The sequence below is a fragment of the Exiguobacterium sp. R-17 genome, assembly GCF_049913315.1.
Taxonomy (GTDB): domain Bacteria; phylum Bacillota; class Bacilli; order Exiguobacteriales; family Exiguobacteriaceae; genus Exiguobacterium_A.
This window is the reverse complement of record NZ_CP184372.1, coordinates 1,694,285-1,709,467: the sequence shown is the minus strand read 5'-3', so window position 1 is coordinate 1,709,467 and position 15,183 is coordinate 1,694,285. Positions and strand designations below refer to the sequence as shown.

Sequence of the window (15,183 nt, the reverse complement as noted above, 5' to 3'; positions counted from 1 at the left end):
AATACAAACAGGCGAAGGATCATGTCCATCGCCTGTTTGTATTACCATATACGAGATAATAAATCAGAGATACCGGGCAAAACGACGCTCGAGAATCTCTTGGATGACTGCGATACATGAACATATACCCCAGTAAATGAACGCAACGACAAAATAGACGGTCATATAGTCGAATTCACGCCCACCAACGATTTTTGCCTTTTGAAAAATTTCAGGGACAGTAATCATGGCAGCAAGCGACGAAGCTTTGACAAGATCTAGCAAGACGTTCGAAAGCGGTGGGATGGCAATTCGAATCGCTTGCGGCAAAATGATGCCAACAAACGTCCGATACCTAGATAAACCGAGGGACGCTGCTGCCTCTTCCTGCCCACGATCAATCGAGAGTAAGGAAGAACGAATGATTTCTGCCATGTATGCCGCACTATTCAAACTAAAACCAGTAATCGCAGCGGTCAACGCGTTCAGTTGAATATTGATGACTGGCAGCCCGAAATACAACATGAACAATAGCACAAGGATGGGTACACCACGCATAAATGAGATGTAGGCGCTCGCTCCAATACGCAATACTCGAAAATGAGAGAGACGACAAAGCGCAAGAATTAACCCAATTCCAAGACCAATCGCCATGCTGAGCAAAGAAATCCATAATGTTTGTCCAAGTCCACTTAAAATATATGGAAACGAATCAACCGCCAATTCAGGATTGAAGACGGACCGCCAATCAATCGATGACATCGTTAGTTCACATCGACAATCGTCGTTTTGACGTCAGGCATTTGGGAAACATTTTTTCCGGCATAAAATTGCTTCGAAATATCTTTTAATGTACCGTCTTCCTTCATTTTATCGAGTTGTTCGTTAATGTTGGATTGAAGTTCTTTATTGTCTAAATCCATGATTAAACCGACTTGGCTCGGATTATAGGCGATGTCCGGATGAATCGTGATATCGAAGTCTTTGAAGAAATCGACAGCCAGTGTTTGCAAGTAATAATCATTCAAGATGACGTCTGTGCGACCATTTGAGACATCTCGTAGATATTGATCGTTCGTCGCATTATCGTAAGTGACTTCTTTTGCACCGTATTTTTTAGCAATCTGCATATACGTCGTTGTTGCTTCTCCGGCAGCTTTTTTTCCTTTTAGATCTTCTAGAGACTTGATGCCTGACAAATCACTTTTACGGACGATTGCCGTACCATACGTATATTTATATGGTTTTGAGAAAGCGAATTTTTCTTTACGGTCATCTGTGATCGTAATGTCGTTAGCCGCAAGGTCAACTTGACCTGTATTAACGCTTGTCAACATACCGTCGAAAGACATCTCTTTGAACTTTACTTTCAAATCAAGACGTTTGGCTACTTCTTTGACGACTTCAACGTCAAACCCCGTCAATTTATTACTTTTTTCATCATGATAGGACGTCGGGTAAAGTGTACCTGCTGTTGCGACGACGATTGTGCCTTCTTTTTGGATTTTATCGTATGCGGTTGCTTTCTCGTCTTGTTGACCGCATGCGCTTAATAGAATCGAGCTTCCTGCAATCAAGAGTCCCGTCCATTGCATTGTTTTTTTCATCGTATTGTTCCTCTCTTTATTTCCGTAATCAGTAACGCTGTTCCTACTTAAAAATACCACGGAATCACATGTTCGGGCAAAGCAATACGCGCATAAAGTGTTGGATTTAATTAAAAAAAATATTGAATGAATATCCAAGTATATGTAAGCGTTATCAATGTTGATATATGGTAATTCTACCTCCTGAGGGTGGACAAGATGGTGATTATGCATAGTAGCGAATAAACATAAAAGGGTGTAAAGTGTAACTTAACTGAATATACAGAAAATTAAGAAGGCAAGGAGAGTGCTACTATGACATTTCATAAATACCCTGAACAGCAGGGCTTATACGACCCTCGTATGGAACATGATGCGTGTGGGATCGGGGTTTACGCACATCAAACAGGACGAGCGAGTCATGAAATCGTTGAACATGCATTGGCCATGCTTTGTCAAATGGAACACCGTGGTGGACAAGGGAGTGATGCGAAGACTGGAGACGGGGCGGGTATTTTAACGCAATTACCAGATCGGTTGTTTCGTGAAACGGTTCGGCACATTTCCTTCCCTAAAAAAGGGGATTATGGCGTTTTCATGATGTTCTTGCCACGTGAGGAACGGGAACGGATGCGACTCGAACGAACGTTAGAGTCAATCATTTTGACAGAAGGGCAAGACGTATTAGGGTGGCGGACCGTACCTGTTCGGTCCGAAGTGCTTGGATCAGGTGCACGTCGTACGGAGCCAGTCATTCGTCAATGCTTCATTGGTGCACAGGCGATGGAAGGATTGACATTTGAACGAACACTTTTTTTGATTCGACGAGCGTTTGAACGTGAATCGGAGCAACTCGGTCTTGAGCAATACGTCTTGAGTAGCTCGAGTGAAACAATCGTGTATAAAGGACTCGTGACGACGGATCAACTGCGTGCGTACTTTGATGATTTACGAGACGAACGCTATCAGTCAGGCTTTGGTATTGTACATTCACGTTTTAGTACGAACACGTTCCCAAGTTGGAAACGTGCCCATCCAAACCGTTATTTGATTCACAATGGCGAAATCAATACGTTGCAAGGAAACATTCGGGCAATGCGCGGTCGAGAACGTCGACTTGCTGAGACGACGTACGGTAATCGGGCAGAGGAAGTGTTGCCGATATTGGATGAGACAGGTAGCGACTCATCAATGCTTGATAATGCGTTTGAGTTTCTTCATCTGTCAGGTCTTTCTCTCGCTGAGACAGCACTGATGCTCGTGCCGGAACCATTCGAACATGCCGAAATCAGACCGGCGAAGCGCGCGTACTATGAGTATCACAGTAGCATGATGGAACCGTGGGATGGTCCGTCTGCCATCGTCTTCACGAACGGAAAACAGATTGGTGCGACGCTTGACCGAAACGGTTTACGCCCGGCGCGATATGTATTGTTACGCGATGGTCACTTCATGTTGTCGTCAGAAGCAGGAGTACTCCCTCTTCGTGAACAAGACATTTTGTACAAAAAAAGATTAGCACCGGGTGAACTCCTTTTACTCGATTTTGCGTCCGGTCAGTTAATCGCAGATGAAGAGATCAAGCGGGAGCTAGCGACACGTCATCCTTACGCGGAGTGGCTCGCTCAAGAAGTCGTTTCTCTCTCAAGTAACGACTTCAAGGAAACACTCATTGAACTTGGAACGAAACAGCGGCATTTTGGATATACGCGTGAAGATATCGATCAATACTTGATTCCACTCGTCGAAGAACAAAAGGATCCGTTAGGCGCGATGGGAACGGACATACCGCTAGCGGTCTTAAGTGAACGTCCTCAATCCTTGTTCCGTTATTTCAAACAGCTATTCGCACAAGTCACGAATCCACCGATCGATGCGTTACGCGAAGAGATCGTCACCTCGACGCTAACATGGCTTGGTCGACAAGGGGAGCTGCTGACGCCGAACCGTGCGAACTGTCGTCGTGTTCGCTTAGAGACGCCGATCCTGCGACCAGACGAAGCCCATGTGCTTAAACAATGTGGACTTAAGCAGAAAACGATCTCAACGACGTTCACCGACTCGCTTGAAGAAGCGCTTGACATGATCGTTGATGAGGCTGTGACCGCTGCACAAAACGGGTATGAATTATTGACGTTATCGGATCGTCTCGTTCGCCCTGGAACATTACCGATGCCAATCCTCTTAGTAACGAGTGCGATTCATCATGCGCTGATTCGTAAGGGATTACGTACAAATCTCAGCTTGATCGTTGAAGGTGGAGAAATTCGTGAAGTCCATCATGTCGCCACGTTGATCGGGTATGGTGCGGATGCGATTTATCCGTACCTTGCATATGCGACGCTTGAAGAAGCAGTAGGGGATCGTTTTACGGATGTAGCCAAACGTTATCAAAAAGCAGTCACGGAAGGCGTCGTCAAAGTCATGTCGAAGATGGGCATTTCGACGATCTTCAGTTATCGGGGTGCTCAAATCTTTGAAGCAGTCGGAATCGATCGCTCTGTCATCGAACAGCATTTCACTGGCACGGTCTCTCAATTGAGTGGGATGACGCTTGAGCTGATGGAAGAAGAAGTCCGACGAGCACAACAGGTTGCAGATGAACGGATTCATTTAGAGTCCGGCAGTGTCTTCCGGTACCGTCAAGCAGGAGAACATCATGCGTTTAATCCAGCGACGATTCATTTGTTGCAACACGCATGCCGCACAAATGATTACCGGCTCTATCAAAAGTACGCACAACGCATTCAGGAGGAACCAGCAACGGTGCTACGACATCTGTTGACGTTCAAGGAGACGACGGCGATCCCGATCGAAGAAGTTGAGCCTGTCAGCGAAATCGTCAAATACTTCAAGACGGGTGCGATGTCATACGGTTCGTTATCAAAAGAAGCGCACGAGACGCTTGCGATCGCGATGAACCGCTTAGGTGGTAAAAGTAACAGTGGTGAAGGTGGGGAGGAAGAAGAACGATACGAACGGGATGAAAATGGTGACTTCCGGATGAGCCGAATCAAACAAATCGCCTCTGGTCGTTTTGGAGTGACGAGTCATTATCTGGTACATGCCGACGAATTACAAATCAAGGTGGCACAAGGTGCGAAGCCCGGTGAAGGCGGTCAATTACCCGGTGAAAAAGTCTATCCATGGATCGCACGGGTGCGTGCATCGACACCTGGTGTTGGATTGATCTCACCACCTCCACACCATGATATCTATTCAATTGAAGATTTAGCCCAGTTGATTCATGACTTAAAACGTGCGAACGATCAAGCCCGGATTAGCGTCAAACTCGTCGCCAAAGGAGGCGTTGGAACGATTGCTGCTGGCGTTGCGAAGGGGTTAGCAGATGTTATCGTCATCAGTGGTCATGACGGCGGAACGGGTGCCTCACCTAAGACGAGTATTCAACATGCCGGACTGCCATGGGAACTCGGTCTTGCTGAAACACATCAAACGTTGACATTAAACGGGTTACGCGAGCGTGTCGTTCTTGAGACGGACGGAAAGCTATTGACCGGTCGTGATGTCATCCTCGCAGCAATGCTCGGAGCGAATGAATATGGGTTTGCGACAGCACCACTTATCGCTGTCGGCTGTATCATGATGCGTGCGTGTCATCTCGATACGTGTCCTGTTGGTGTCGCGACACAGGATCCAGAGCTCCGCAAGAAATTTACCGGATCTGCTGATGACGTCGTCCATTTCATGACATTTATCGCTGAGGAAGTACGAGAACATTTAGCAAAGCTCGGTGTGAGACGGTTGCAAGATCTCGTAGGGCGTACGGATTTACTCGAACCATCGGAACGACAACGAACGCATTGGAAGGCGAAAAGTCTTGATTTCTCTCGTCTCCTCGTTCATGTGTCACACGGTCCGGCTGAACAACAACAGCATCACGTCGAGCGTTCCTTTGACGCCCGTGAAGTCGCACCGTATTTAGAGTCGGCAGATTTCAGTCAACCACAGACACTACGTTTAACGATTCAAAATACAGACCGTGCGATTGGCACGCAGACCGGTGCGATGCTGACCAGACGATTTGGGGCACTTGGTCTTCCGACGGATCGATTGAAACTTGAACTGCAGGGATCTGCCGGGCAAAGTTTAGGTGCGTATCTCCCACGTGGGATGACGCTTGATGTCACGGGAGAAGCGAATGATTATGTAGGGAAAGGGTTGTCCGGCGGTATCATTGCCGTTCATCCTCCACGTTCGATTTCGTTCGTCTCGTCCGATCAGTCGATCATCGGTAACGTCGCACTTTACGGGGCGACGAGTGGAGAACTCTATGTGAACGGTCAGGCAGGTGAGCGATTTGCGGTTCGAAATAGTGGAGCCGTTGCCGTCGTCGAAGGAATCGGCAACCATGGACTCGAGTATATGACCGGTGGATCTGTCGTTGTCCTTGGCGATATCGGAAAAAACTTTGCAGCCGGTATGTCAGGCGGTGTCGCTTATGTCTTACCGCGTAATCCCGAACAATTTTTACAACGTGTCAACCGCGAACTCGTCTCGACTGGACCCGTCACGCATGCCGAAGAGATCACGCGACTGAAGACGTTCATCGAGCGGCACGTCGAACGGACCGGAAGTGAGCAGGGCGATGCGATTCTAGCGAACTGGGATCATGTCATCCATTCGTTCATCCGCGTCATTCCATCGACGTACGAGAAAGTGACGACATTGATGGCTGATTTCGCAAAACAAGGACATAACACTGAAGAAGCGATGTTACTCGCATTCGAGACACATCTTGGTCGAAGAACAGGAGGAGTACGATGAAACGACGCGATCAATTCATGACAGTTGCTCGTTCAAGCGGAGCGGAACGACACCCAAGCGAACGGGTGGGGGATTTTAGTGAATACAAGACGGCTTTGACGGAAGCGGAAGCGAGTCAACAAGCAAGTCGATGTATGGATTGTGGCACCCCGTTTTGCCATGTAGGGGAAGTATTTGATCAAGTGAAGATTGGTTGTCCAGTCTATAACTTAATTCCAGAATGGAATTTACTTGTAGAAGAAGGACGTTTTCAAGAGGCCCTCGATCGACTGCTTGAGACGAACAATTTTCCTGAATTCACGGGTCGCGTCTGCCCAGCGCCGTGCGAAGGATCGTGTACGTTATCAATTCATGAACCTGCAGTTGCAATCAAGGATATTGAACGATCGATCATTGATATCGGGTTTGAAAAAGGATGGGTCGTGCCTCGAATTCCAATGATACGTTCGTCGCATTCTATTGCCATCGTCGGATCTGGTCCTGCCGGTCTTGCAGCTGCTGATCAGCTGAATCAAGCAGGGCACCAGGTCACCGTCTTTGAACGAGAGGACCGCGTCGGCGGGCTTTTGACATACGGTATACCAGCGATGAAACTCGATAAAGAGGTCGTACAGCGTCGTGTTGATTTGCTTGAAGCAGAAGGAATCCACTTTCGGACGAATGTTACGATCGGCACAGATATCACGCTCGAGACACTTGAAGCAGAGTATGATGCTGTAATCTTGTGTGTCGGTGCGACGGAACCACGAAAATTGACAGAAGCACCAACGCAAGGAGTCGGTTATGCGATGGATTATCTGACTGGAGTGACACGCCACGTGCTCTCGAAAGAACCGTTGTCTCCTGATCACGATGCGAGAGATAAGGATATTCTTGTCATTGGTGGCGGCGATACAGGAGCGGACTGTGTAGCGACGGCGCTCCGTCAACGCTGCCGCTCCGTCGTCCAATTCGGCAAGCATGAACAACCAGGTACGACACGTGCAACAGGAAACATGTGGCCGGATACACCTTTGCTTTATTCGATCGATTATGGATATGCGGAAGCATTCCAACAATTCGGTCGAGATCCCCGTGAATACTTGATCGCCATCAAGCGATTCACGACAAGTGAATCGGGTCAAGTCACCGGTGTCTGGACGATTCAGACGACAAAAACAAAAAATGAATCGGGTGCGGTGATCTTTGAGGAAATCGAAGGGAGCGATCGTTACTTCCCGGTCGATCAAGTCTGGATCGCTATCGGATTCAGCGGTGTGGAAGAGCGTATACTCGAGCATTTAGCGGTTGCATCGGAACGCGGAAAAATCAAGACGATTCGTTATGCGACGAACCGTTCAGGTGTATTTGCCGCAGGTGACGCACGACGTGGTCAATCGCTCATTGTCTGGGCAATTCGAGAAGGTCGTGAAGTGGCGGAAGCCGTCGGTCAATATTTAAGAACAATGCAACAAACTGGCTAAATCACGCAGTCTGGATTTTCTGGCATCTTCAGAAATCCAGGCTTTTTTGTGTTTGGCAAGGAAATCTGCCAGTTCAAAAATAACTATTGATTTTGTTTCAAGGTAAAACCCCGAAACTATTTCTGATATTCTTATAAAATGAAGGGGAGGAATGACGGATGAATCCAGAAATCATCTATTTCGTATGCGAGAGTGGAATGGCAAGTAGTGTCATAGCGGCTACGATTTTTAGAAAACGCTTACTTGAATGTGGGATTACGACAGACGTCAAGACATGTCGAATCGTAGATCTTCCTGATCAGGCATCTTTTATCGTCGGAGAAGCACAACTTATCCATCGACACGTCTGGAAAGCGTATTGTTCTGTTCATCCAGTCGATCGGATTCTGGATCCGACTGCATATGACGTCATCCTCGAATCTTGGCGGAAAAGAGTGAGGCTACATGACTGAATTCACACCACGGGAACACGATATCTTATTTTTCCTCTTATCACGTGAGGAACCTGTTCAAATACAAGAAATCGCGGAAACGCTCGAGACATCGGAACGAACGATTCAGCGTGAACGGGATCGTCTTGCCCAGTCTTTAGAAGACCATGAGTTACGTTTGACATATGTCCGCGGTAGAGGTCTGTTGATTGAGGGAACGGATGAAGCCAAACACTTACTACGGGACCAATTATTGTTATCACACAAACAATTACCGACTGCTGAGGATCGCCAAGTCGAGTTAGCGTATCGGCTACTGCAAGAAGACGGGATGGTCAAATTACAGGCGATCGCCCATGCGATGTACGTGGCACCGAGTACGATCAGCCAGGATTTAGAGCGGATTGATGAGTGGTTTATGCAATATGACCTTGAAATCAAGCGCAAAAAAGGCATTGGTGCCGAAGTCATCGGCGAAGAGATCAACAAACGACGCTTATTGATCTCATTGATCTTTACACAATGGGATGTTCTTGCTTTCTATCGGTTGTTGCAAGGAGATGTCGATCAGTTACCCCATCTGTTACAAATGAACCGAACATCATGGCTTGAGATGATCAATCAAGCGTATGCAGTCATTGCACCGTTGACGAAAGAAGGACGTCTCAATGACCGACAAATCATGCGTGCCACACTCAGCTTAGCTTTACAAGCGTTGCGCAAAGATCAGTTTCCGATGCGTTACGAGTTAAAAGCGTACCCAGTCGAAATTCTCAAATGGGTGGAACGCGTCGAAGAGCGATTACCTGACACATTGTCGATTGCCGAACGTCAATGGTTATCAGAAGAGTTGCGCGCGTTTTTTCAATCGGACGCAGGAGATACGGAAGAACTCGTCACACGTCTCCGTGTGAAACGATTGATTGAACACGTCTCTTTATTATATGGAACGAACTTTACGAAAGATTATGCTTTGGAGCGGGGGCTCGTTTCGCATATTCAATCCTATACGCGTCAAAATAGCGTCAATCCGTCCTATGTCATCAAACAAATTGAACGGGAATATCCACGTCTGTTCGATGCGGTCAAACAAGCAGCATTGTCGATCTTCACAGATGCGACATTTGAAGACGTGGATTTAGCATTTTGGGTCATGCATTTCGGGGCTGTTCTCAGCAAACCGACACCTAAACTACCATATCGCGTTTTAGTCGTCTGCTCTGCTGGACTCGGCTCTTCAAAGTTATTGATGAATCGGTTACGGCAAGAATTTACTGAACTTGAACATATCGATAACTCGTCGCTGTTTGGCATTGAACGGTTACCGATTGAATCGTATGACTTCGTTTTATCGACCGTGCCGTTGCCTGACATCCGCCCACCACATCTTCTTGTCAACCCGTTGCTCCCTCAGGATGAAGTCGAACGGATCCGAAAATTGATTCTTGCCTTACCAAAATCCTTCCAACCAGAACCACGGCAGACGAAAACAGAATGGCTCGATCTCGAGCAATTGCATCGGCTCGTTGCATCGTCGATTCAAGTGTCGAACGGATTTCAAATGGAACGGTTGGAGCGTGTGGACGATGGAATTGAATCGTTATTGTTTGAGATCAGCACACGAATGGTCGATCAAGGATTAGCAAAATCAGCTGTTTCACTCTCGGCGCAATTGTTGCGTCGTCATGAGATGTCGGGTCTTGGTATTCCAGGAACACGGCTTGCTTTATTCCACGGACGTGATGCGACAATTCAAAGAGGAGGATTTCTCATTTTTGAATTGCCTGAACCAATCGACTTACTCGGGATGGATCAACAGTTGCAATCCGTCGAACGGCTTCTTGTCCTTGTCGCACCGGAAGAGACCTCGAACGAACTGCTTGAATTACTCAGTTCGATTAGTGCCGCAATCATTGAAAGTCCCGAACAAATGGATCAATTTGAGTTCGGAGAGGAACATGCAATTCGTCTGCTTTTAAATCGAACGTTTCGAACGGTAATTGATCAATTCCTAGGCAATACTTGAAAAACCCCTGTCACTCGATCTTTGAAGTGGCAGGGATTTTTTCTTAGATCAGGCAGGCTTCTTTCCAGTCTGTCCAACTTCTTGGACAAAGACTGAACTAGGAAAGATTGAGTAAGCGTTTGCAATGGTCTTACAATAAGGGCATAGCAAAGCAATCATCTTATCAACTTATACACGAAATGGAGGCTAACGCAATGGCGACAGCTCAAAATGGAGCACGGGGTATCCGTGTACAAGTTCAACGGTTCGGTAGCTTTTTAAGCGGTATGGTCATGCCGAACATCGGTGCATTCATCGCTTGGGGGATCATCACGGCACTCTTCATCCCGACTGGATGGGCACCGAATAAGGAACTCGGTGAACTTGTCGGTCCGACAATCACCTATCTCTTACCGTTGCTGATTGGATACACGGGCGGGAAATTAATGCATGACGTCAGGGGAGGCGTTGTCGGGACGCTTGCGACGATGGGGGTTATCGTCGGAACAGAGATTCCGATGTTCCTCGGTGCCATGATCATGGGACCACTTGGTGGATACGTCATCAAAAAGTTCGATCAGTTAATTGAAGGAAAAGTCAAACCAGGTCTCGAGATGCTCGTCAATAACTTCTCAGTCGGAATCATCGGTGGTTTGTTGATGCTCGGTGGATTCAAAGTATTCGGACCACTCATGACAGGTCTTGACGACATCATGGCCGCAGCAGTTGGTGCGATCGTCAGCGCACATTTGCTACCATTAGCGAGTTTGTTCATCGAACCGGCAAAAATCTTGTTCTTAAATAATGCGATCAACCACGGTATTTTAAGCCCGCTTGGTCTCGACCAAGTAAACGAGGCGGGTAAATCAGTTCTGTTCTTACTCGAAGCCAACCCAGGTCCAGGTCTTGGATTGTTACTTGCTTACTCGTTCTTCGGTTCTGGTGCAGCGAAGAAGACAGCACCCGGTGCAGCATTTATCCAATTCATCGGTGGAATTCACGAAATCTATTTCCCATACGTCTTGATGAAGCCAGTCTTGTTGCTTGCGATGATTGCAGGTGGCATGAGTGGTATCCTCACTTTCGTCCTGTTTGATGTCGGATTAGTCGCACCCGCTTCACCAGGTAGTATCATCGCGGTCCTCGCAATGGCATCACGCGGTTCTTACGTCGGATTGATTGCAGGTGTACTTGTTTCAGCATCTGTGACATTTGTTGTCTCGACTGTCCTGCTAAAAACTAGCAAGGCAAAAGAAACGTCGCTTGAAGAGGCGAGTGCGAACGTCAGTGCGATGAAAGGAAAACAATCGATTGCCTCGACACTCGTTTCAGCTGATGCCAAACCACTTGCGGAAGTCGAACATATCATCTTCGCTTGTGACGCTGGTATGGGATCGAGTGCGATGGGAGCATCCGTCCTTCGCAATAAGATCAATAAAGCGGGCTTACCCATTAAAGTGACGAATACGTCGATCAGTCAATTGCCGCAAAACGCCGAACTGATCATCACGCATCGTGATTTGACGGAGCGGGCGAAGGAACAGGTACCAACGGCAGAACACCGATCAGTCGATAATTTCTTAAATGCCGGATATTATGATCAACTCGTCCACGAGATCGAAACAGCACGGAATAAGATTTCTTAAAAATAAAGATAGAGACACTCAAGGAGGAATAAACATGACAACGACAATGAACCTTTCACCGGAACTTGTATTACTTGATCAACAATTCGCAGACGAGACGGCAGCCATTACGGCTGCCGGTCAACTCCTCGTCGATCACGGATATGTCGAAGCGGGGTATATCGATTCAATGCAGGAACGTCATGCCTTATCAACGGTCTACATTGGCAACCATGTCGCGATTCCCCACGGAACAGAGTCGGCTAAATCACAAGTCAAGAAAACGGGGCTATCGATTCTACAAGTACCGCAAGGCGTAGCGTTCGGAACGGAACAAGCACGACTCGTTATCGGCATCGCTGGCGTCGGTGATGAACACCTCGAGTTGTTATCAAATATCGCAGTCATTTGCTCCGATGAGGAGAACGTCGAGCGTATCGTGGCAGCGACATCAAAAGAAGAAATCATCGCCTTATTGACAGCGGAGGTGTAACCATGAAAGCCATCCATTTTGGTGCCGGTAACATCGGACGTGGTTTCATCGGCTTACAACTTGTCAAGACGGGTTACGAAGTCTGTTTCGTAGATGTCAATACAACGGTCGTCGATGCATTAAAAGCACGACATACCTATGAGGTGGGTTATGCCTCTGAAAGAGGAGGGCGTGAACGGGTCGACGGCGTGACGGCACTTAACAGTTTATCTGAACCAGATCAGGTCATTGCAGCGATTCGTGAAGCAGATGTAATCACGACAGCTGTCGGACCGAGCTTGTTGTCGAAAGTAGCTCCTTTGATCGCGGAAGGGTTACGTCAACGGGATCAACAGACACCTGTCTACGTCATTGCGTGTGAAAACATGATTGGTGGGTCAAAACACTTACAAGCAGAGGTGGCGAAACATCAACCGGTAGCGGAGAATTGGTATTTCCCGAATGCAGCAGTTGATCGGATCGTTCCACTTCAGCACCACGAAGATCCGTTGTATGTCGAAGTGGAAGAATTCTTCGAATGGGTGATCGAAACGACTGGACTACCGGAAGCCTATCCACGGATCGAAGGCGTCACCTATGTCGAGAATATTGAACCGTTCATCGAGCGGAAGCTGTTCACTGTCAACACGGGACATGCAATTGCTTCATACCTCGGAGCACTATTTCATAAAGAGACGATCGCTGAAAGTCTAACAGATCCACGCATCCGTCGGGGTGTCCAGACGGCACTTTACGAAACAGGGTGGTTGTTACTTGAAAAGTACGGCTTTAATCCGGTCGATCATAGTGCGTACATCCAAAAGAATATGAAACGCTTTGAAAACCCGCGAATTCATGATGAAATCATTCGTGTCGCCCGTTCACCGATTCGTAAATTGAGTCCAAGTGACCGACTTGTCAAACCAGCAAAGGAATTGATGGAGCGTGGGATCGAAGCAGATGGATTAGCACGTGGGATTGCAGCAGCCCTAACCTATTTCGATCCAAATGATTCAGAATCTTCAGAATTAAATGCGTATATTACGAAACATGGAATCGAAGATGCGCTGAACGCATATCTACAACTGTCAGCAACGGATCCACTTGGATCTCGGATCGTTGAACACTATGAAGCGATGCAACAACAAGTCAATTCGATTGCTTAAGAATGAATAACTCTGTGAGCCGAACACCTTTCATATCTGTGGAGGGTGTTTTTAGTTTACGATTTAAATATGTCTTGGTATCAACGAAAAAAGCAGTTTCTAAAAATCTTACTATCACAATTTGATTACAATTTGTATATTAAATTTGGAATATTCGAAAACGAATATTTAGCGATTAAAATACATTGTACGCTATATGAACGGAACATCTCTATTCCGATTTTTCAGGTAAGAGAAGGTGATCATATGTTAAATTATAAAGTGAATGTATATAGATTAAACGGAGCACGACCAAAAGCAACAAAAGGAACCGGACCGAAGCATTTGATTTATTCGAGTCAATTTTCTTCACGTACACCAGTCCATTTATTGCATCAACTTATCTTGAATCGATTGTTGGTTGAGCAAGAAAAAAACCTAGATTTAACGTATACGATCGAAGTAAATGCGGTACTTGATCAATTCGTGATCGACGTCCGTGTCTTTTCAACAGATACGGTCAGCATCCAAGTCGAGCGTGACTTGATTGAAATCATTGAACGTGAAGAAGTTCGTCATATCCCAGCGCTTGAAATCGGAAAACCGGATTTCGCGGAATTCGCTCACATCGTCTTAAAGGTTAAGGAAGGTGGACCACGCCTTTCACAAGAGGATACGCAACGAATTTTCAATGAGTCTGGTGTTCGAGGACGAATTATCCTGCATAAGGAGCGAATCGATAGTCATGAACCCTCCCATTCGATTCAGTTGTTGATTGGTGGAGCCGAGAAGTGTTTGTACAGTCTCTCGCAATATCAGCTTGATCCACTCTTCCGTAAACATGGTTTGACGATTCAATCCTTGAATCTGTTACCGTTTGATTTATTCATGATTCGCGACAAAATCGCGATGCTGTCTTCAGCAGATGCTTCGCAACTGTGGATTGATGACATCACGACATCCAAGAATGGACGATCACATCAGATTTGTTTTAACGATGGGAATGAATGTATGACGGTTATCTGTGATCTTCATGGATCAATTCGGTCTTATAAGTGTTCGTGATGGTTTAATTCTTCTTCGAATAGGCTACATTCTTAACAGAGGTTCTAACGAAGGGGAGTCGAACAATCATGTTATCTAAACAACAGACGGAAGAATTCAAGCAACGGTTATTGAAGGAAAAAGAAAAGACGACATCAAACATCGAACAACGCGATACCGATTACGATGAAGGTGAATTGTCGAGTTACGATAATCATCCTGCCGATTCTGGCGATGAATTGTTCTTACGGGAACGTGATCAAGCAATCACGGATATGCAAGAGGATATGCTATCAGATGTGGATCGCGCCTTAAAAGCGATCGAGGACGGAACGTATGGCATTTGCAAAGTCTGTGGAAAAGAGATTGAAATCGAACGCCTTGATATCATTCCAGAAACCCTATTATGCATTGAGCATGCAAAAGAAGAAGCAGAACAAAACGAGAACGATCCGAATTCGCGACCAAGCGAAGAAGATGTACTAGATCCATCTGTCACAGCTCGTGGGAAAGACATCGACGGTGATACGGACGGATTCTCGAAAGTGAGTGACTTTGGTAGTTCTGATACACCGTCTGATCAAGAAGATGGAATCGATCCGACACGGTCTTGACCGGCAAAACATCTCCCGAAAATGGAGATGT

Annotated in this window: 11 protein-coding genes; 9 read left to right on the top strand and 2 right to left on the bottom strand. The window is 46.6% G+C overall.

Features of this window, described 5'->3' with window-relative positions; all coding sequences use genetic code 11:
• Positions 1-63: 63 nt before the first annotated feature.
• A complete protein-coding gene (locus ACN9MT_RS09205; RefSeq protein WP_290784344.1) occupies positions 64-741 on the bottom strand; it encodes an amino acid ABC transporter permease in 678 nt (225 codons plus the stop codon).
• A 2-nt stretch (positions 742-743) separates the two neighbouring features.
• Positions 744-1,586, bottom strand: coding sequence for a transporter substrate-binding domain-containing protein (locus ACN9MT_RS09200; protein WP_035407369.1), 843 nt, complete (start codon positions 1,584-1,586; stop codon positions 744-746).
• A gap of 294 nt (positions 1,587-1,880) precedes the next feature.
• Here ACN9MT_RS09200 and gltB point away from each other — a divergent pair, with 294 nt between their 5' ends.
• The 9 genes from gltB to ACN9MT_RS09155 all read left to right on the top strand — a co-directional run bounded on the left by gltB (position 1,881) and on the right by ACN9MT_RS09155 (position 15,152).
• Positions 1,881-6,353, top strand: a complete 4,473-nt coding sequence (gene gltB / locus ACN9MT_RS09195; RefSeq protein WP_426272111.1) for a glutamate synthase large subunit — start codon at positions 1,881-1,883, stop codon at positions 6,351-6,353.
• The gene (locus ACN9MT_RS09190; protein WP_426272110.1) at positions 6,350-7,816 is read left to right on the top strand and encodes a glutamate synthase subunit beta; all 1,467 of its coding nucleotides are present in this window, start codon (positions 6,350-6,352) and stop codon (positions 7,814-7,816) included. Before gltB ends, ACN9MT_RS09190 begins: the two co-directional genes overlap by 4 nt.
• A 158-nt stretch (positions 7,817-7,974) precedes the next feature.
• Positions 7,975-8,268, top strand: a complete 294-nt coding sequence (locus ACN9MT_RS09185) for a hypothetical protein (RefSeq protein ID WP_290751047.1) — start codon at positions 7,975-7,977, stop codon at positions 8,266-8,268.
• Positions 8,261-10,273 (top strand): BglG family transcription antiterminator, encoded by a 2,013-nt coding sequence (locus tag ACN9MT_RS09180; protein ID WP_426272109.1) that lies wholly within the window; start codon positions 8,261-8,263, stop codon positions 10,271-10,273. Before ACN9MT_RS09185 ends, ACN9MT_RS09180 begins: the two co-directional genes overlap by 8 nt.
• Before the next feature lie 194 nt (positions 10,274-10,467).
• Positions 10,468-11,898 carry a PTS mannitol transporter subunit IICB gene (locus ACN9MT_RS09175; protein ID WP_035407382.1) on the top strand — a complete coding sequence of 477 codons (1,431 nt, stop codon included), beginning with the start codon at positions 10,468-10,470 and terminating at the stop codon, positions 11,896-11,898.
• A gap of 34 nt (positions 11,899-11,932) precedes the next feature.
• On the top strand, positions 11,933-12,370 hold the full coding sequence (locus ACN9MT_RS09170; RefSeq protein WP_200934376.1) for a PTS sugar transporter subunit IIA: 438 nt from the start codon (positions 11,933-11,935) through the stop codon (positions 12,368-12,370).
• A 2-nt stretch (positions 12,371-12,372) separates the two neighbouring features.
• Entirely contained in the window at positions 12,373-13,515 is a 1,143-nt protein-coding gene (locus tag ACN9MT_RS09165) for a mannitol-1-phosphate 5-dehydrogenase (protein WP_426272108.1), read from the top strand.
• Positions 13,516-13,761: 246 nt separating this feature from the next.
• Positions 13,762-14,559, top strand: coding sequence for a hypothetical protein (locus ACN9MT_RS09160; RefSeq protein WP_035407387.1), 798 nt, complete (start codon positions 13,762-13,764; stop codon positions 14,557-14,559).
• Between the two features lie 68 nt (positions 14,560-14,627).
• Entirely contained in the window at positions 14,628-15,152 is a 525-nt protein-coding gene (locus ACN9MT_RS09155; RefSeq protein ID WP_023468557.1) for a TraR/DksA C4-type zinc finger protein, read from the top strand.
• Positions 15,153-15,183: the final 31 nt, after the last annotated feature.

Excerpts from the sequence above, each read along its gene's own strand:
- ACN9MT_RS09205 (WP_290784344.1), bottom strand. The coding sequence starts at position 741 with ATGTCATCGATTGATTGGCGGTCCGTCTTCAATCCTGAATTGGCGGTT.
- ACN9MT_RS09200 (WP_035407369.1), bottom strand. The coding sequence starts at position 1,586 with ATGAAAAAAACAATGCAATGGACGGGACTCTTGATTGCAGGAAGCTCG.
- gltB (WP_426272111.1), top strand. The coding sequence starts at position 1,881 with ATGACATTTCATAAATACCCTGAACAGCAGGGCTTATACGACCCTCGT.
- ACN9MT_RS09190 (WP_426272110.1), top strand. The coding sequence starts at position 6,350 with ATGAAACGACGCGATCAATTCATGACAGTTGCTCGTTCAAGCGGAGCG.
- ACN9MT_RS09185 (WP_290751047.1), top strand. The coding sequence starts at position 7,975 with ATGAATCCAGAAATCATCTATTTCGTATGCGAGAGTGGAATGGCAAGT.
- ACN9MT_RS09180 (WP_426272109.1), top strand. The coding sequence starts at position 8,261 with ATGACTGAATTCACACCACGGGAACACGATATCTTATTTTTCCTCTTA.
- ACN9MT_RS09175 (WP_035407382.1), top strand. The coding sequence starts at position 10,468 with ATGGCGACAGCTCAAAATGGAGCACGGGGTATCCGTGTACAAGTTCAA.
- ACN9MT_RS09170 (WP_200934376.1), top strand. The coding sequence starts at position 11,933 with ATGACAACGACAATGAACCTTTCACCGGAACTTGTATTACTTGATCAA.
- ACN9MT_RS09165 (WP_426272108.1), top strand. The coding sequence starts at position 12,373 with ATGAAAGCCATCCATTTTGGTGCCGGTAACATCGGACGTGGTTTCATC.
- ACN9MT_RS09160 (WP_035407387.1), top strand. The coding sequence starts at position 13,762 with ATGTTAAATTATAAAGTGAATGTATATAGATTAAACGGAGCACGACCA.
- ACN9MT_RS09155 (WP_023468557.1), top strand. The coding sequence starts at position 14,628 with ATGTTATCTAAACAACAGACGGAAGAATTCAAGCAACGGTTATTGAAG.